Source organism: Archangium violaceum (assembly GCF_016859125.1).
Taxonomy (GTDB): Bacteria; Myxococcota; Myxococcia; order Myxococcales; family Myxococcaceae; genus Archangium; species Archangium violaceum_A.
On sequence record NZ_CP069338.1, the window covers coordinates 8,658,279 to 8,674,770 of the forward strand.

14 protein-coding genes are annotated in these 16,492 nt (G+C 68.0%); 7 read left to right on the forward strand and 7 right to left on the reverse strand.

Features of this window, described 5'->3' with window-relative positions:
* Position 1 precedes the first annotated feature (1 nt).
* A complete protein-coding gene (locus JQX13_RS36805) occupies positions 2-970 on the forward strand; it encodes a DMT family transporter (RefSeq protein ID WP_203404104.1) in 969 nt (322 codons plus the stop codon).
* A gap of 15 nt (positions 971-985) precedes the next feature.
* Here the strand turns inward: JQX13_RS36805 and JQX13_RS36810 are convergent, their stop codons facing one another.
* The gene (locus tag JQX13_RS36810) at positions 986-1,369 is read right to left on the reverse strand and encodes a hypothetical protein (protein ID WP_203404105.1); all 384 of its coding nucleotides are present in this window, start codon (positions 1,367-1,369) and stop codon (positions 986-988) included.
* Positions 1,370-1,382: 13 nt separating this feature from the next.
* A complete protein-coding gene (locus tag JQX13_RS36815; RefSeq protein WP_203404106.1) occupies positions 1,383-2,564 on the reverse strand; it encodes a cytochrome P450 in 1,182 nt (393 codons plus the stop codon).
* 179 nt (positions 2,565-2,743) lie between these two features.
* Between JQX13_RS36815 and JQX13_RS36820 the strand changes: the two genes are divergently transcribed.
* Positions 2,744-3,082 (forward strand): hypothetical protein, encoded by a 339-nt coding sequence (locus JQX13_RS36820; RefSeq protein ID WP_203404107.1) that lies wholly within the window; start codon positions 2,744-2,746, stop codon positions 3,080-3,082.
* Between the two features lie 21 nt (positions 3,083-3,103).
* Here JQX13_RS36820 and JQX13_RS36825 read toward each other — a convergent pair whose 3' ends face one another.
* Complete coding sequence (locus tag JQX13_RS36825; RefSeq protein WP_203404108.1) at positions 3,104-4,402, reverse strand: OmpA family protein; 1,299 nt, start codon at positions 4,400-4,402, stop codon at positions 3,104-3,106.
* Between the two features lie 177 nt (positions 4,403-4,579).
* On the opposite strand from JQX13_RS36825, the gene JQX13_RS36830 reads away from it, so the two are divergent.
* The 3 genes from JQX13_RS36830 to JQX13_RS36840 all read left to right on the forward strand — a co-directional run bounded on the left by JQX13_RS36830 (position 4,580) and on the right by JQX13_RS36840 (position 9,532).
* Positions 4,580-5,959 carry a hypothetical protein gene (locus JQX13_RS36830; RefSeq protein WP_203404109.1) on the forward strand — a complete coding sequence of 460 codons (1,380 nt, stop codon included), beginning with the start codon at positions 4,580-4,582 and terminating at the stop codon, positions 5,957-5,959.
* A gap of 20 nt (positions 5,960-5,979) precedes the next feature.
* Positions 5,980-7,362, forward strand: coding sequence for a DUF4785 family immunoglobulin-like domain-containing protein (locus JQX13_RS36835; protein WP_203404110.1), 1,383 nt, complete (start codon positions 5,980-5,982; stop codon positions 7,360-7,362).
* Between the two features lie 142 nt (positions 7,363-7,504).
* The gene (locus tag JQX13_RS36840) at positions 7,505-9,532 is read left to right on the forward strand and encodes a hybrid sensor histidine kinase/response regulator (protein ID WP_203404111.1); all 2,028 of its coding nucleotides are present in this window, start codon (positions 7,505-7,507) and stop codon (positions 9,530-9,532) included.
* 12 nt (positions 9,533-9,544) lie between these two features.
* Here JQX13_RS36840 and JQX13_RS36845 read toward each other — a convergent pair whose 3' ends face one another.
* The gene (locus tag JQX13_RS36845) at positions 9,545-10,894 is read right to left on the reverse strand and encodes an alpha-amylase family glycosyl hydrolase (protein ID WP_239014078.1); all 1,350 of its coding nucleotides are present in this window, start codon (positions 10,892-10,894) and stop codon (positions 9,545-9,547) included.
* A 179-nt stretch (positions 10,895-11,073) separates the two neighbouring features.
* Between JQX13_RS36845 and JQX13_RS36850 the strand changes: the two genes are divergently transcribed.
* Complete coding sequence (locus tag JQX13_RS36850) at positions 11,074-12,288, forward strand: threonine aldolase family protein (protein WP_203404113.1); 1,215 nt, start codon at positions 11,074-11,076, stop codon at positions 12,286-12,288.
* Positions 12,289-12,306: 18 nt separating this feature from the next.
* On the opposite strand, the gene JQX13_RS36855 is transcribed toward JQX13_RS36850, so the two are convergent.
* Both JQX13_RS36855 and JQX13_RS36860 read right to left on the reverse strand, forming a co-directional pair.
* Positions 12,307-12,828: a hypothetical protein gene (locus JQX13_RS36855; RefSeq protein ID WP_239014079.1), complete on the reverse strand. Its 522-nt coding sequence runs from the start codon at positions 12,826-12,828 to the stop codon at positions 12,307-12,309.
* A gap of 97 nt (positions 12,829-12,925) precedes the next feature.
* Positions 12,926-15,175 carry an ATP-binding protein gene (locus JQX13_RS36860; RefSeq protein ID WP_239014080.1) on the reverse strand — a complete coding sequence of 750 codons (2,250 nt, stop codon included), beginning with the start codon at positions 15,173-15,175 and terminating at the stop codon, positions 12,926-12,928.
* A 209-nt stretch (positions 15,176-15,384) separates the two neighbouring features.
* Here JQX13_RS36860 and JQX13_RS36865 point away from each other — a divergent pair, with 209 nt between their 5' ends.
* Positions 15,385-15,819, forward strand: coding sequence for a VOC family protein (locus JQX13_RS36865; protein ID WP_203404114.1), 435 nt, complete (start codon positions 15,385-15,387; stop codon positions 15,817-15,819).
* Between the two features lie 72 nt (positions 15,820-15,891).
* Here the strand turns inward: JQX13_RS36865 and JQX13_RS36870 are convergent, their stop codons facing one another.
* Complete coding sequence (locus JQX13_RS36870) at positions 15,892-16,464, reverse strand: glutathione S-transferase family protein (protein ID WP_203404115.1); 573 nt, start codon at positions 16,462-16,464, stop codon at positions 15,892-15,894.
* Positions 16,465-16,492: the final 28 nt, after the last annotated feature.

A 16,492-nucleotide genomic window follows, 5' to 3' on the forward strand; every position in this document is an offset into this window, starting at 1 on the left:
CATGAGAAAGCCTTCGTCCGCCCTGCCCGCGATCCTGCTCGGTCTGGCCTCGGCGCTTTTTTTCACCATGACCTATGTGCTCAACCGCAACATGGCGGCGGCGGGTGGGTTCTGGGCCTGGAGCGCGTCGCTGCGCTATTTCATCATGCTGCCCCTGATGTTCGTGCTCGTGGCCGTGCGCGGAGGCTGGCCCGCGCTGTGGGCCGAACTGCGGCGCAACCCCCGCGAGTGGTTGCTCTGGGGCAGCGTGGGCTTCGGCGTCTTCTATTCGCTCCTGACGTTGTCGGCGGACTACGGGCCCTCGTGGCTGATCGCCGGTTCGTTCCAGATCACCGCGCTCGCGGGCCCGCTGTTGTCGCCCTTCATCTACACGGATGAGCGCCGGCGGATACCGCTCAAGGCCGTGAGCATGGGCTCGTTGATCGTCGCGGGTGTCCTGCTCATGCAACTGGGCCACTTCCACATGGCCATGCCCGCCAGCGCCTGGTGGGCGCTGCTCCTCGTGGTGAGCTCCGCCGTCGCGTACCCGCTGGGCAATCGCAGGTTGATGCTGCACCTGGAGCGAGAGGGCGTCTCCCTGGATGCCAGCCAGCGCGTCCTGGGGATGACGCTGGGGAGCCTGCCGCTGTGGCTGGTGGTGGCGGTGTACGGCCATGCGCGGGTGGGGTGGCCGTCGCTGGCGCAGGTGCTGCAGTCCTCGGGTGTGGCGCTCTCCTCGGGAGTGATCGCCACCACCCTGTTCTTCCGCGCCAGCCACATGACGGCGAACAACCCGGTCGCACTGGCCGCCGTGGAGGCCTCGCAGTCCACCGAGCTGCTCTTCGCGCTGTTGTTGGGCGTGCTCTTCCTGGGCGAGCCATGGCCCTCCACGTTCAGCTTCGCGGGCGCGGTGCTCATCGTGGTGGGCATGGTGCTCTACAGCCGCATCAGCGTGAGCGCCGAGCTGGAGCCTTCCGTGGCGCGGACGTGAGGCGAGGCGGCGCCGCTATCCGAGCCAGGCGATGAAGGCGCGGATGGCCTCTTCCCGCCGACGGGAGGCCTCCTGGACGCGCTGGAGCGTGCCGGCCAGTGCGCCCATTCCCTTCGAGGCCCGCTCGGGAGCCGTGCGGTAGTTCTCGGCGAGTTGCACCAATTGCTCACGCAACCGCGGGTGGCGCTCGCGAACCCGGGCGGGCTCGGTGTCCGACTTCACCTCCGAGGCGAGCGCCATGGCGAGCCGCTGCCACTCATCGAGACCCTGCCCGGTGCGGCTCGCGAAGCCACGGCGCACCATGGGCCTGACGAAGAACGGCATGGATGAGAAGTCGCGCTCCGTGTCCTCGAGGGTGTTGCGGAGCGCGGCGACGAGCGTGACGGGGTCCGAGTTCATATGGCGGCGGAGCCTACCGCAGCGGACCCTCCAGGCGGAGTGGCAGGGCGAGGGGACCGCGCGCGATGATGGACTGTGACCAGGTCACGTCCCGCCGCGCGAGGGTGAAGCCGCGGATGCGCGAGAAGAGGGCCTCCATGCCGAGGCGCGCCTCCATCCGCGCGAGCATCGCTCCCAGGCAGAAGTGGGGCCCGTGGCCGAAGGCGAGCTGCCCCTGGTTCTCGCGGTCGATGATGAACCGGTCCGCCTGGGGGAAGCGGCCCTCGTCACGCATGGCCGCGCCGATCAGGGCGACGACGACGGAGCCGCGGGGAATCGTCACCCCGGAGAGCACCACGTCCTCGGTGGTCAGCCGGAGACTGCTCTGCCCGGGAGGCTCGTAACGGAGGACCTCCTCGATGAGCCGGGGGATGAGCGTGGGATTCTCGCGCACGCGCTCCAACTCCCGCGGGTGCTCCGAGAGCACGAGCATCGTATTGGCGAGGAGGTAGACGGTCGTCTCCACACCGGCTGGCACCAGCCCGAAGAGGAAGCTCAACAGCTCCTCGTGCGTCAGCGCCTCCGTGCGGATCAGCTCGCTCACGAGATCCTCTCCAGGGTCGGCGCGCCGCAGCTCGATGAGCGCGTTGAAGCAGCGTTCCATCTCCGCGAGGCTGTGGCGGATCTGCTCCATGCGCTGGGGTGAGGGCTGACTGGCGGGGATGCTGACCAGATCATCCGCCCAACCTTTCAAGCGGAGGGCCATGGCGGGCTCCAGTCCGAAGAAGAGGTTGAGCACGCGGGTGGGGAGGGGCAGGGCGAAGTCGGCGATGAAGTCCACCTCCTGGTGACGCACGGCGGCCTCGGCGAGCTCCTCGGCGATGTCACGGATGCGTGACTCCCACCGGCTCAGCGCCATGCCACTGAAGGCCCGGCTGACCATGGCGCGCAGCCGCGTGTGGTCCGGCGGATCCTTCATGACGAGCGAGTCCGCCGTGGGATTCCGCTCCAACCAGGGAGGCAGGAAGCTCTGGCCCAGGCCCGCCGACGAGAAGCGCCTCGGATCCTTGAGCACTGTCACCACGTCGTCGTAGCGGCTGACGGCCCACATGCCTCCGGGCTCCACCTGGCACACCGCCCTTCGTCGGAACTCCGCGTAGAGAGGGTAGGGGTTGGCTCTCGCTTCGGGGGTCATCAAGTGGAGGGGCTGGTCCATGGCGCGGTTCCCTGTGCTGGGTTTGGAACCGGAGATGGCAAATGGCGGGCCAGCCGCTGCACGAGGGGGCGTGCCTCGGACGAGCCCGGTCGAATCGAACGGCCGCTCGTTCAAAATGGAAGAGGGGGAAGTGGGGCCTCGTCGCGTGCTACCGTCGCGCTTCCGAGAGGGACATCCCCATGAAGATCAATCCAGGCGTCTGTATCCTCACGGGAGGCTTCAGCCTCTTCTTCCTCATCTCCGGGGTGCGCGCCCTGGTGCGCAAGCGGATGATGGTGGTCAACCCCGCCTCGCAGCAGGCCTGGCCTGGTTTGTTGGGAGCCATCCTCACCGAGGCCCGGAAGAAGTACGAGGTTCCCCAGGTCATGGAGGCACACCAGGAGCTCCACGTGGAGGCCACCGGAGCCCAGGCCGTTGGCATGGCCTGGCTCTACATCGTGCTCGGCGTGGGGTTCCTCTTCGTGGGCGTCTTCCACTTCCTCATGGAAAACGATCTCCTCGCGTTCTTGTTCGACTGAGCCCTGTCGCCGGAGCCGGGCTCAGCGCTCGAGGATGACGAGCTCCACGCGCCGGTTGAGCTCGCGTCCGCGCGGGGTGATGTTGGGCGCCTTCGGCCGGGAGTCGGCGAGGCCCGCCGTCTCGATGCGCGCCGGGTCCACCCCCGCCTGCACGAGCAGCTCCGCCACGGCCTTGGCCCGCTCCTCGGAGAGCTGCTTCCTCTCGCTCTCCTCGCCCTCCTGGTTGTCGGTGTGGCCCTCGATGCGGATGCGCTGGATGGGGCGCCGCACGAGCGTGTCCACGAGCTGTTGGAGGAGGACGTTGCCGCCCGGCAGCGGCGCCGCCTTGCCCTGGGGGAAGCGCAGGGGCTTGAGCAGCTCGAGCCGGTCGTTCTTCTCCTTCACGAGCTTCTTCTTCGGCGCGCGCACCAGCGCGAACTCCAGCGGTTGCGCGTTGCCTCCGGAGAGCAGCACCCGGCGCGTCTGCGCGAGGAAGCCGGGGGCGATGACGTCCACCGTGTATTCGCCCGGAGTCACCTCCACCGGCGTGGGCGCCTTGGCCCCCCGCTTCAGCGTCACCTTCTGGGTCGTGCTCCCGCGCACGGAGATCGTCGCCGCCACGGACTTGCGGAGCACCGTTGCCCGGACCAGGAGCTTCGCCTTCTGCGGCTGGGCCGCCGGGGTCGCCGGTGGCGGCTCGGGGTTGCCCGGAGGCCTCGTCGGCTCCGGTTGTGTCGGAGCCGGGGCGATCACCACGCCCGCGTCCGGCACCGAGGCTTTCTCCGGGTGGGGCTCGGGAGGGGGCGGCGGGCCGTCCTCGAGCTTCGCGATCATCTCCGCCGTCACATCGTGCGACAGCTTGACCTTCTGCCGCGGGTCCTTCGCCTCCGGCACCAGCATGGACATGGCCTTCACGTCCACGCGCAGCCCGCGCTGCGTCTGGAAGTTGAGCGTGGAGGTCACGTTCCACAGCAGGCCGGACGTCTGGCTGAACAGGTTCCACGACGCGTCCATGTAGACGACGTTGGACACGAGCGTGTGGGGCCCGTCCTCCACCTGCAGCGTCGTCAGCACATGGGGGCCGGGGGAGGCGAGCTTCTCCACCGGCGGAACCTCGAGCGGCTTGCCGTCGAGGGTGAAGTGGACCTCCACGAGCTTGTACCCGGAGGGATCCAATCCCGAGAAGAGCAGCCGCACCTCCGGCGATGGGCTTTTCACCATCTGCTGGAGTTCCCGGTCCAACTCGGCGCTCACCTGCTCGACGGACGGTGGCTCCGCTGCACGCACCGCGTCAACGGAGAGCAGTCCCGTGAGCAAACCGAGCTTTAGCAGCGAGTCCAAGGAAGGAAGTCCAGGGGGTTGGGAACTCCATCATCGCATATTGGCGGTACTTCTCCTGTTTCTGTCGCTCACGCTCCCACAGTAGACGAGCAACCGTTAGAATTTCTGCTCTTCCTGGTATAACGTTTTCTCAACCGATGAGAGCCCCCCCCTTCTCTCGGTTTCCAGGAGAGCTCCATGCACTTGCTTCCCAGGTTGAAGTGGGCGCTTGCCGCCACCTGCGCCGTGCTGCTCGGTGCGAGCGGTGAAGCCCACGCCACCGCGGGTGTGGTCTTCGTCCACGGCACGGGCGATCAGTCACCGGGTTCGGCGACGAGTGGGTATTGGACCCAGAAGTCCCTCGATACGATGCGCAACGGGCGGCCCTATCTGGTCGTGGGCTATCCCGGCGCGAGCTGCGCGGGTTACAGCCAGTGTAGCTGGGGCTCCATCGTCGATCAGATCGTACCGTGGGTGAACGCCAACGGCATCACCAGCTTCACCGTCATCACCCACTCGAACGGCTCGAGCCCGCTGCGCTACATGCTCGGCCACTCGGGCGCGGTGAGCGCCAATGGCAACGCGGTCAACGCGGTGACGAGCAGGATCTCCCAGGTCATCTTCATGGCGCCGGACCTCGCGGGGACGCCGCTGGCCGACCAGGTGACGACGAGCGGCTCGTTCCTCAACATCGCCAACAGCGTCGTCGAGTTCTTCGGCGGGGGGAGCTACAACAACCCGGCCGTGGTGCAGCAGCGCACCGACAACATGCGCGTGTACAACTCGAACGGCACCTTCGCGGGCACCCAGGGCGCGACCTCCGTGGGAGGCAAGGCGATCTCGGTGGTGCGTGGCAACAAGGTCTACGCCAACCTGTTCTCCAGTGACGCGCACTGCGGCGGCTATCTCTACTCCGTTGGTCTCAAGGCGGCGGCGCTGCTCGGCTGGGGAAGCTTCAACGCGGGCACCGACGGCTTCATCGGCAACGACAGCTCGGGTTACTTCGGCAACATCATCATCGACGACGGCCGGCTGAACCACCACCAGTCGCGCCGCAGCTGCCACAACAGCGGCAACATCGTCGCGCAGAAGGTGGCCAACGCGCCCATTCCTCCGCCCTCGCAGCAGACCTTCGAGCCCGAGACCAACGTCCAGGCCGCGGCCCAGGCCTGCAACAACTACTACTCGGGCTACGCCACGGACTTCATGACCAACCATACGGTCTGGAAGTACGGCTGCTCCACCAGCCAGCTGAACAACGGCTACATCGAGCCCGACTGCCTCATCGCCTACGGCTACTCGAGCAGCTACCGCGTCCCGAGCACGGCGAGCTGGAACCCGTTCATCGATCCCTACTACTACCCGACCTGGCGCCAGGTCTGTCCCGACTCGTGGCAGGGCGATGGCATCTGCGACGCGTGCCTGGTGGCCAAGTACGGCTTCGATGCCACCACGGGCTCGACGGGCTCCAACGACTGCGTGCAGGCGCCTCCGGGTGGCTACAACTGGTGCGGGTCGCTCGCCTGGGACACGTACTGGGGCATTCATAACTACACCGTCGTCAAGGCCCTTCACTGAGACCGAGAGGAAGAACGACCATGACCTTCCACCGTTCCTTCGTTCAGTCCGCCAGCCTGGCGTTGGCGGTCGTCCTGCTCGGGGGCTTCACCCAGGAGCCGGCCGTGTCCTCACCCATGCGAAGCGCCTCGGGCGCCACGTTGTCCCCGGGTGACGTCGCCCCGGGCCGGCTGTACTCGCGTGCCGTCACCGAGAACCTCGGCAAGGGCCTCGTCTCGGTGTCCAACCCCACCTCGCCCAAGCAGCCCCTCCCGGCGCCGCTCGCGCCCGAGACGCGGCGCTCGAAGTCGACCGTGCTGCACGTGGCGCCCCGCTCGGCGGCGACGCAGCTCGAGCTGCCCATCGACGCGCCCGAGGACGCATGGGTGATGCTCATCCCCAAGGGCGACAACGCCAAGGTGGGGGAGGAGGCCCTGCGCGACGTGGTGATGTTCGATTCGCGCGGCATCCGCGCGGACCTCAAGGCGGCGCGCGCTGGCAATGCCCAGCTGGGCGTGGACGCCGAGCGCCTGCAGGCCGCGGGCATCACCCGGCCCATCTCGATGCTGCGCCTGGACAAGGAGATGGGCCGTGGCGCCTACAAGGTGAAGGTGGGCGCCAGGGCGGCCGAGGTGGGGCTGGCCATCGAGGTGCGCGTGCCCTCCTCGTCCATCGAGCTGTCGCTCACGGCCTCGGCGATGCAGCTCTTCCCGGGCGACGACGGCTACGTGACGGTGGGCGTGCAGTCGGCGGAGCGCATCGATCACGTGCGCTACGAGGCCGCGCTCTATACCCCGCGCTTCGAGCGCGACCGCGTGGTGCCGGTGGTGAAGGTGGGCAATGAGTACCGGGCCATGGTGTCGCGCGTGATGAATGAGCGCGACGAGCCGGGTGCGTGGGTGCTCGAGGTGCGCGCGGTGGGTTCCGCGGGCGGTCAGGCCTTCGATCGGCTGGCGCAGACCGCGTTCGGCTTCACGGTGCCCACGGCGCGCATCGCCTCGGCGGGCAAGGCGCGCCTGGTGCGTGGCGCGGGCGGCATGGTGACGGCGCTCGAGGTGGACGTGGTGCTCGAGAGCCAGGCCCTCGACCGCTACGAGGTGACGGGCACGCTCGTCGCGACGGACGACAAGGGCGTCGAGCGTCCGGTGGCCGAGGCGCAGGTGACGGATCTGCTCGACACGGGCTCCCACACGCTGACGCTGCGCTTCGAGGCGGGCCACGCCGGCCTGTCCAAGCTCGACGGCAGCTACGCGCTGCGTGGACTGCAGCTCTACTCGCTCGGCACCAACACGCTGTATCACCGCCTCGCCAGCGGGCTCGACATCCGCATGCCGGCGGTGCGCGCCTCCGAGCTCGCGGCCTCCGAGCTCACGCCCGCCATCGAGAGCATGATGCACGCGGGCGAATTCGACGTCGGTCGGTAGGACGAACCCCTCCGGTCCGCACGGCCGCCCCCTCCGTTTTCCGGCGGCCGTGCGCCCGGGTCTCTCCTATAGGGCAGTGGTACTCCGGTCCGGCTCTTCACATGTGGTTCTTGATGGGAGCACGCGAATTCGGAGGTCCCTGGTGGTGCATGAAGTTCCGCACGCGAGCCTGTTGCTGGTGGATGAGCGACAGGAAAGTCTCCTGGCGCTGGAAGCCTCCCTCGCTCCACTCGGCCCGCGGCTGGTGACGGCCAACTCGGCCGAGGATGCGCTCCGCCGGTTCCTGCACGAGGACTTCGCCCTCATCCTCCTCGACGTGCACCAGGAATGGGAGGAGGGGCTCGTCTCGGCCCGGTTGCTCCGCGAGGTGTGGCGCTCGCGTTCCACGCCTCTCCTTCTTCTCACCGAGGAGCCGGAGCCCGCGCGTGTCCGGGAGGCTCATGCGCTCGGGGCCGTGGACTGTCTGGCCAGCTCACACGATCCGGATGTGCTCCGGGCCAAGGTGTCCGTCTTCATCGAGCTGCATCAGCGCAACACCGAGCTTCGCCGGGCCCGGGTGGCCCTGGCGGAGCGCGAGGAGCGATTGCGCTTCATCCTCCAGGCCGGTGGCCTCGGGCAGTGGAGGCTGGAGCTCCCGACGCTGCGGCTGGATGCGTCGGAGGGCTGCAAGAACAACTTCGGCCTGCCTCCCGAGTGGGCGCTGTCCTCGTATGAGGCCTTGCTCTCGCTCATCCATCCGGAGGACCGCCAGGGAATGACGGAGGCCGTGGAGCGGGCGCTGGCCACATGCGGCGACTACTCCGCGGACTATCGCGTCGTGCCTCCAGGCGGAGGCCTGCGTTGGGTCGCGGCGCGTGGGCGCGTGGAGTGTGGCCCGGACGGTAGACCCGTGGGCATGGTTGGCATCACCCTGGACATCACGGAGCGGATGCGCGGTGAGCAGAGGCTCGGCTTCCTGTCCGAAGCGAGCCGGTTGCTGACCGAGTCACAGGAGCCGGACGACGCCCTGCAGCGCGTCGCGCGGCTCGCCGCCTCGTCCGTGGCCACGTATTGCCTGGTGGATCTCCTCCAGGAGGATGGAGGGTTCCAGCGTGTGGCCGCGGCGCACCGGGAGCCGTCCCTGGAGGAGGCCATCCAGCAGGCCCGGCGCTTCACGCCCCAGTCCGACGTCTCCGCGCTCGTGGCCGAGGCATTGCGACATGGCTGGACGAAGCTCTACACGGACCTCACTCCCGAGCATCGGCGGCGGAGCGCCGTCAGCCCCGCGCACCTGGAGCTCCTGGAGCGATTGGATCCTCACTCCGTGCTCCTGGTGCCGATGAAGACGCGGGAGCGGCCCTGGGGCGTCATCACGTTCGCTCGCGCGGGCGCGGCCGAGCGGTTCGACGAGGGCGACATGGACATGGCCGAGGAGCTGGCCCGCCGCGCGGCGTCCGCGCTGGAGAACGCCCGGCTCCTTCGCACCACGCAGGAGGCGGTACGGCTCCGGGACGAGTTCCTCTCGGTGGCCAGTCATGAGCTCAAGACACCGCTCACGCCCTTGAGCCTCAAGCTCCAGGCCCTGGCGCGCGCGGTGAAGGGTGGAGGGTGCGCGGACCTGGAGCGGCGGTTGCCGGGAGAGGTCGACGTGATGCGCCGGCAGGTCAAACGTCTCTCGGACCTGGTGAACGAGCTGCTCGACGTATCGCGCATCAGCTCGGGCCGGCTGTCGCTGGCGCTCGAGCAGGTCGACCTGACGGCGCTCGTTCGCGAGGTGAGCTCCCGGTTCGAGCCCGAGGCGGAGCGGGTCGGCTGCCGTCTCCACATCATGAACGACGGCGCCCTGCTGGGGTGTTGGGACAGGCTGCGACTCGAGCAGGTGGTCTCCAACCTGCTCTCCAATTCCATCAAATACGGAGCGGGCAGACCCATCCACATCCAGGTCGGGGCATCGGAGCGGGGGGCGCGGCTCGTCATCCGGGACGAGGGCATCGGCATCCAGGAGGAAGCGCTCTCGCGCATCTTCGGCAAGTTCGAGCGCGCCGTCTCCGAGCGGAACTACGGAGGGTTGGGGCTGGGCCTCTACATCACCCGGCAGATCGTGGAGGCCCATGGCGGAACCATCCGGGTGGAGAGCGCGCCAGGGCAGGGCGCGACCTTCACCCTGGAGCTGCCCCTGCGCCCCGGTTAGGGCCTCCTGGCCTCATGCCCGACGCAGCACCCGCCCCGAGGTGGCGGGCAGCGGCCCGAGCTGGAGACGTCCCCCCCGCAGGGTGAAGCGGCGCCCGGGCTCCAGCAGATCGATCCAGTCGCCATCCGGCGTCCCGGTCATCGGAACCTCCACCTCCGCTGGCTTGTCCGAGGCATTCACCGCCACGACGAGCAGCTCGCCCCCGCGCTCCCGGGCGAACGCCAGCTGCTCGTTGCGCACCAGCAGCTCCCGGTAGCTTCCCTGCCGGAGCGCCTCGTGCTGGTGCCGGAGCGAGGCGAAGCGGGTGATGGCCTCGCGCAGACCGGGATGGGGAGGCTTCGCCGGGCCCGGGGGCTCGGGAAGAGCGGGCCGGAGCGGACGGTCATCGCCGCCCTCCTTGCGACCCGTCTGTCCCCACTCACTGCCGTAATAGATGGAGGGCACGCCGGGGAGGGTGAACAGGAGCAGGTAGAGCAGGGGAAGGTGGCGTGCGTCCTTCAAGAGGCTCGCGGCCCGGTTCACGTCGTGGTTGTCGGCGAAGGTGTAGAGGGACAGGCCCTCGTACATGCCGCTGGGCGCGACCTGCCGCTTCAGTGTGTGGGCCAGCTCGAAGTAGTTCCGGTCGTTGTGGCTGGACCAGAGTCCCTTCCACAGGGCGTAGTCCGTGGTGGCGTGCAGCCGTCCTGGCCGGGCCCACTGGCGGTAGTCGCCGTGGATGACCTCGCCCATGAGCCACAGCTCCCGGCCGAGTCCGCGGCAGAAGGAGGCCAGGCCATCGAAGAAGTCGAGGTCCATGGCGTCCGCCGCGTCGAGCCGGAGGCCGTCGATCCGAAAGCGCTCCACCCAATGTGTCACCGCGTCGAAGAGGTGCCGGCGGACCGCCTCCTCGCGCAGCTCCAGCTTCACCAGATCCTCCACGCCGTGCCAGCCCTCGTACACGAAGGGGTCCCCGAAGCGGTTGTGTGCATCGAAACGCAGACCGCGGAACCATGTCCGGTAGGGGGATGCCGGGCCCTTCTCCCGCAGGTCCCGGAAGGCCCAGAAGGACCGGCCCACGTGGTTGAAGACCGCGTCGAAGATCACCCGCATCCCGCGCGCATGCAGCCCGTCCACCAACCGGGCGAGCGTGGCCTCGTCACCCAGGCGGCGATCCACGTGGAAGTAGTCCGCCGTGTCGTAGCCGTGGGTGGAGGACTCGAAGAGGGGTCCGAGATAGACGGCGTTCACCCCCAGCGCGGCCCAGTGGTCGAGCCAGGGCAGGAGGCGATCGAGACGCGCGACAGGGGCGCTCTGGAAGTCGTTCGTGGCGGGGGCACCGCAGGCACCCAGAGGGTACACATGGTAGAAAACCGCGTCGTGCACCCAGGCAGGCTCTCGCAGGGTCTCTGAAGGCATGCCGCCAGGGATATGCACCCGCGGGTGCTGCCTCAAGGTCACTTCACGTGGGGGAGGACGACCCGGGCACCGCCGGCCCGAAGCCTCCCAGTGCAGGCAGGCGGCCTGCTACCGTCGCCGCCACCCTTCACGAAGAGGTTCTCCCCATGGCTCCCCGCGATTTCAACCGGGGCGAGTTTCTCGCCCTCGCCGGTCTGTTGGCCGGCTCCTCCCTCCTGCGGGGCACGGCGGAAGCCGCCGCGCCCAAGGCCGCTCCACCCACGAAGAAGGACGCCGCCGGCCCCACGCGGGAACAACTGCGCCGAGGCTGCCGTGCCTCGCTCGTGCTCGGCTCCTCCGAGAACGAAGGCGCGGAGCTGATCCGCGTGGGCGAGTGGGTGCGGCGTCAGGGGCTGGGGACGGACGTGTACGGACATGGCGAGCTCGTCCAGTCCTTCGAGAAGCGCATCGCGGGCCTGCTCGGCTTCGAGGAGGGGTGCTTCATGCCGACTGGCACCATGGGCCAGCTCATCGCGCTGCGGATGTACGCGGACGCCGGGGGCAGACGCACGGTGGGCCTCCACCCGTCCTCCCATCATGTGCTGCACGAGAACGACAGCTACTCCGTGTTGCACGGACTGCGCGCGGTGCTGCTCTCGCCCTGGGCCCGGCCGGTGCTCGCCAGTGACGTGAAGGAGGCCCGCGAGCCGCTCGATGTCGTCAGCGTCGAGCTGCCCGTGCGGTGGTTGGGTGGGCAACTGCAGACCTGGGAACAGCTCGAGGAGCTCAAGCGCACCTGTCGCGAGCAGGGGGTGAAGCTGCACATGGATGGGGCGCGCTTGTGGGAGAGCCAGCCCTTCTACGGGCGCTCCTACGCGGACATCTGCCGGGGCTTCGACTCCGTCTACGTGTCCTTCTACAAGATGGTGGGGGCGATGGGCGGGGCGATGCTGGTCGGCGGACGCGACTTCATCCGCACGGCACGCCTCTGGAGGCACCGGCACGGCGGGAACATCTTCCAGATGTGGCCCTACGTCGCGTCGGCGGCGATGCGCCTGGATGACGTGCTGGCCCGCATTCCGGGCTACGTCCAGCGCGCGAAGTCCATCACCGAGGCGCTGGCGGCGGACTCCCGGCTCACGGTGCTACCCCGGCCGGTGCAGACGAATCTGTTCCGCGTCTTCCTGCGTGGGGACCCGGCGGCGTTGTCGGGTCAGCGCGACCGCATCGCGCGCGAGCACGGCGTCTGGGTGGCCAACGGCTTCAGCCCGACACGCGTGCCCGGAATCGTCGAGACGGAGCTGCAGGTGGGCGCGGAGCTCGCGGACCTCGGGGACGCGGACGCCGCGCGCGCCTTCCTCCGGTTGCTCGAGCCGGCGTGAGCGTTTCCGTGGGAGGACTCAGCCCGCGCGCCGCTGATCCCTCGGGTACTCCACGACGTTGGCCGGGTGGGCGCTCACGGTGTGGGGGCTGCCGACGCGCAGACGGAGCAGGAGCTTCGCGCTCGGCAGGAGGAACAGCACGGCGCCCACCCCCGTGAAGCCGAGCGGCGCGAGCAGGGGCGGCGCCACGGAGAAGGCCCCCTCGAAGCTCGCGTACGAATACTGCCCCTGGAGCTCCTCCAGCAGCGCGAGGAAGTGGACGACCGTCCCCACCAGGCCGATGAGCACGCCCGCGCCGCCGACGAGGCGCGCCGTCCACGCGAACACCGGGCGGGACCTCGGGATGCAGACGATTGTCATCAGCACGAAGCCGATGACGCCATAGAGCACCGGGACCGCTTGCAGTCGGTTGTCGAAGTCCTTTCCGGCCCAGTGGCCGATGGCGGCATCGAAGGCCAGTGCGACGAGGCCAGGGGCGAGGGCGAGCGCGACCGCCTTGCGCGAGTTGCGCCGGGCCCAGAGAAGAAGTCTGCCGAACATGTATGGAATCTCCGGAAGGGGACCCTCCCTATACCTGGATTGTAAACCTCTATAAACTCGGGCCTGACGCACAGCGTCGTACGCTCCCGGGTGCTCCTCACGCCGGCTTCTGGACGGGGCTGTAGGGCAGCTCCAGGGTGAAGGTGGCTCCCTTCCCGGGCCCTTCGCTGTGGACGGTCAGTGAGCCGCCCAGCTCCTGCGCCGCCAGGGCACTGGAGTGCAGGCCGAAGCCGTGCCCCTCCTCGCGGGTGGTGAAGCCGTACTGGAAGATGCGGGTGAGCATCTCCGGCGCGATCCCCATGCCGTTGTCGTGGACCTGGACGCGGACGCGGTCGGCGGCGGTCTGCTCCATCTTCACCGTCAGGAGCCGTTCGCTCGGTGTTACCGTGTCCATGGCGTATTTGGCATTGCTGACCAGGTTGACGAGGATCATCAGCATCTTGTGCTTGTCCGTCATCACGGGCGGCAGGGGCGCCATGTGCCGCTGCACCTTCACCTGGTGACGGGAGAGCCCGGCCGAGTTGATGCGCAAGGCGTCCTCCACCAGCTCCGATAGGGAGACCTGCTCGTGCAGCCGGGGCGTCCGGGCGTAGTTCTGTTGCACCTTGACGATGTCGCCGATGTGCTCGGTGTAGCGGCCCACGTCATCCAGCAGGGAGACGAGCTCCTGGCGGTCCTCCATCAGGTTCTCCCCCAGCTTGTTCAGGAAGGGCAGGAGGTGCCGCCCGCGCTCGTCCTGGGTGAGGAAGACAGCGAGGTCACCCTGGCGCTCCTCGAGCATGTGGGCCACGCGCCCCACGTGCTCGAGCTTCATGTCCGTCATCCTCTCCTTGGCCACCTGGGCCGAGGTGTAGACGCTGTTGAGCACGTTGCCCACGTTGTGCAAAACGTTGGTGGCGATCTCCGCCATGCCCGCCTGGCGAGCCGTCTGCACCAGATGCATGTGGACCTCCTTGAGCTCGCGGGTGCGCTCGTCCACTCGCTGCTCCAGCCCTTCGTTGGCCTGGCGAAGGGCCTCTTCGCGCCGCTGGACCTCGTTGGCCATGAGCTGGAAGGCGCTGGCCAGCTGCCCCAGCTCGTCGTGGCGGGCGGTGTCCAGCGCCACCGCGCGGGTGAAGTCACCGGCCGCCACCTTGTCGGTGGCCTGGGTCAGCTCCTTCAGCGGATGGGAGATCTGCTGCTGGAGCACCCGGTACATGATGGCCAGCTCCAGCAACAGCGACACGATGCCGATCAGCAGGACGTAGCGCGCTCCGAGGAACGCGGGCTGGGACACCACACTCCTGGGCAAGACCGTGGCGAGGTTCCAGCCGGGGCCCCGCAGCCGCGTCACGCCGATGTACTCGTCGTACTCCGGGAGCTTCAGGACGTTCTGACCGGACCCGCGGTTCTTGACGCGTTCGAAGAGGCTCCGCAGGTGGTCCGCGTTCTCCTTGGAGCCGAGCCGACTGGCCGCGAGGTCGGGCTGCGCGGTGGCGCTCAGGATGTCGTAGGGGCTGGTGGCGCTCTCCAGCTTCAGCGCGGGATGGGCGATGAGCTGGCCATCGTCGCGGAAGATCACGTTGTAGGCACCGGGCAGGTGGTCGTTGATGGTGCGCGCCATCAACTCGTCGAGGAGGACATCGTGGCCGATCGTCGCGACATGGCGGCCGTCCAGGTCCACCGGAGTGGAGACCGAGACCATCCATTTCCGGGAGACGGTCTCCAGGTAGATGCCGGTCCAGAGGGTCTGCCTTCGTGGATTGTTCTCGGGGAGGCCGAGGGCGAAGTCCTCGTAACCAGCGGTCGAGAAGCCAGCCTCGAGTTCCTGGCCCCAGGTGGGAGCTCCCGGCAGATAGCCCAGGAGCGCGCCCTCGGGGAGGGTGACATAGGTCGTCCTGAAGCGGATATGGAAGGCGGGCCCATACCGGGAGAGCACGTCGTACACGGCCATGAACCGGGCGCGGAACGCGTCATCGAGGGCCACGTGCGGGGCGATGAATCCCTGAACCATCTTCGTGCCATCGAAGCGCTCGAGCCGGTTGCGGACCGTCCCATCGGGCAGGCGCACGAACAGACCATCGAAGCGGGCGCTCACGTCCTGCCCTTGGAGGGCCCGGATTTCCTCCACCAGGACCTTCCTGAGGGCAGCGTGGTTGTCCTCCGCCAACACGAAGATGGACTGCTCGCGCTCGCCGCGCTCCGACACATACTGCTGCAACTGCGTGAGGGTTTCGATGCGCAGGGTGCGGAGCAGGTGGAGGTAGCTGAGGAACGTGGACAGGGCGATGATGACCCCGATGCCCACGCCCATCTTGAGGAGCGTTGAGCGGGCCAGCGAGGCTCGGGAGCTGGATGCTGGATGCATGGTGACCTGGCCTTCCTATAGTGCCGAAGCACGAGGAGCCAGGGGGGGGCGGCGTTCTGTCCGGCACCAGGACTCCGGGTGCGAGGCCATTGCTCTCGCCGCGCTGCACCCGGGTCGTTATGGTGAACGGGTTCATCCGGGTCATCCTGGGAGGGTGCTCCGGATGGCTCTGGACATCAAAGACAGGCTCGAGGAGGAGCGGAGGACCGATGCTGAAGATAAGACATATCGATCATGTCGTGTTGAGGGTGTCTGATGTCAAGCGCATGATGGATTTCTATATGGACGTCATCGGCTGCTCTCTCGAGAAGATCCAGGAGGAGTCCGGCCTGTACCAGGTGCGGGCGGGGAGCTCGCTCATCGACTTGATCCCCGTGGATGGCCGGCTTGGACGGATGGGGGGGGCGGCACCAGGGAAGGAAGGTCGCAACCTCGACCATTTCTGTCTGAGGATCGACCCGTTCGATGCGGACGAGATCATTCCGTATCTGAAGAGCAAGGGCGTCGACCCCGGGAAGGTGGAATCCCGGTACGGGGCCGAAGGCGAGGGACCGTCGATCTATGTGACGGATCCCGAGGGAAATGTCGTGGAGCTGAAAGGTGCTCCGTACCCCCGGTCCTCCTCATCCCCGGACAGCCGCTGACGCCGCGCCGCTTCGAGATCGTGCTCGTGCCGCGCGGCTCCAGCGAGCCCGTCTGGCTGCCGCGTTGAGCGTTCAGCCCATCTTCATGCAGTGGGGGCGGGCCTGCAGCCGATCGACATAGGCATCGATCGTGGGCCGGCCGGTCTTCGTCCCCCATATGCGCATCCAGATGAACATCGAGCCGATCATCACATCGGCCGCGGTGAACCAGTCGCCGAACAGGTAGGGCCCCTTGCCCAGCTCGCCCTCGACCACGTTCAACACGGTTTCGAAGTCCGTCCAGCCGCGCTGGGGCAGCGTCTCCACCTTCATGAGCTTGTCGCCCATCGCGGGCTCGAGCTGCGACGTCGAGTACACCATCAGGGACAGGTAGCGCCCCCGTTCCGGCGTGCCCGGCTTCGGCGCGAGGTTGGCCTCGGGGTACTTCTCCGCGATGTACATACAGATGGCCGCGCCCTCGAACACCCGCGCCTCGCCATCCACCAGCGCCGGCAGCTTGCCGGAGGGGTTGATCTTCAGGAACTCCGGCGACTTGTGTTCGCGCTTCTCGAAGTCGATGGGCACGAGCTCGTACTTCGCTCCGCTCTCATCGAGCATCCACTTGCTGATCGCCGCACGGCTCTTGGGGTAGTAGTAGAGCTTCATCGGTTCTCCTCCGAGGTGTTGGGTGCCC

Coding starts and splice junctions, on each gene's coding strand:
- JQX13_RS36855 (WP_239014079.1), bottom strand. CDS start 12,828: ATGTTCGGCAGACTTCTTCTCTGGGCCCGGCGCAACTCGCGCAAGGCG.
- JQX13_RS36830 (WP_203404109.1), top strand. CDS start 4,580: ATGCACTTGCTTCCCAGGTTGAAGTGGGCGCTTGCCGCCACCTGCGCC.
- JQX13_RS36860 (WP_239014080.1), bottom strand. CDS start 15,175: ATGCATCCAGCATCCAGCTCCCGAGCCTCGCTGGCCCGCTCAACGCTC.
- JQX13_RS36850 (WP_203404113.1), top strand. CDS start 11,074: ATGGCTCCCCGCGATTTCAACCGGGGCGAGTTTCTCGCCCTCGCCGGT.
- JQX13_RS36865 (WP_203404114.1), top strand. CDS start 15,385: ATGCTGAAGATAAGACATATCGATCATGTCGTGTTGAGGGTGTCTGAT.
- JQX13_RS36820 (WP_203404107.1), top strand. CDS start 2,744: ATGAAGATCAATCCAGGCGTCTGTATCCTCACGGGAGGCTTCAGCCTC.
- JQX13_RS36805 (WP_203404104.1), top strand. CDS start 2: ATGAGAAAGCCTTCGTCCGCCCTGCCCGCGATCCTGCTCGGTCTGGCC.
- JQX13_RS36810 (WP_203404105.1), bottom strand. CDS start 1,369: ATGAACTCGGACCCCGTCACGCTCGTCGCCGCGCTCCGCAACACCCTC.
- JQX13_RS36870 (WP_203404115.1), bottom strand. CDS start 16,464: ATGAAGCTCTACTACTACCCCAAGAGCCGTGCGGCGATCAGCAAGTGG.
- JQX13_RS36835 (WP_203404110.1), top strand. CDS start 5,980: ATGACCTTCCACCGTTCCTTCGTTCAGTCCGCCAGCCTGGCGTTGGCG.
- JQX13_RS36815 (WP_203404106.1), bottom strand. CDS start 2,564: ATGGACCAGCCCCTCCACTTGATGACCCCCGAAGCGAGAGCCAACCCC.